The 438-nt window shown below is 59.8% G+C and carries 1 protein-coding gene; it reads right to left on the reverse strand.

Annotated elements, in window-relative coordinates:
- Positions 1-438 (reverse strand): calcium-binding protein (locus NJE57_RS19930; RefSeq protein ID WP_319030227.1); only part of this gene is annotated, 438 nt, incomplete at both ends.

Raw genomic sequence — 438 nt, forward strand, 5'->3', positions numbered from 1 at the left:
GTTGTGCAGGCGTGTCCGTGCGCGCAGCAGGCGAAGCCAGGTAGGCGGCGGCCTCGTTCCGGAGCAGTTGCGCTATCCCGGCGACATTGACCATCGTTTTGTCTGCGAACTGAATGTACTCGATGCCAGTGTTAGAACCGAGATAGTGATCCTTGACGGTCAGCGTCTCTCCGCTCGAGAGGATTCGGATCGAAAGATCATTGCCGTTCTTGGTAATGTCGACGTCATGGGCGTTCAGGCCAGCCAGCCTGACCACGTCGTTGCCACTGTTCGAACCGGTCTCCTGGATAGTGTCGTTCCCCGACCCGACGCGGAAGATATAGATATCACCGCCGCTGCCTCCGTTGAGTATGTCGTCGCCGGCCAGGCCGTCGATCGTTTCCGCGCCGCTCGTGCCGGTGATCGTCTCGGCCGCTTCGGTGCCGAAGATGACAATCT

It is taken from the genome of Dietzia sp. PP-33, from assembly GCF_033790845.1.
Classification (GTDB): Bacteria; Actinomycetota; Actinomycetes; order Mycobacteriales; family Mycobacteriaceae; genus Dietzia.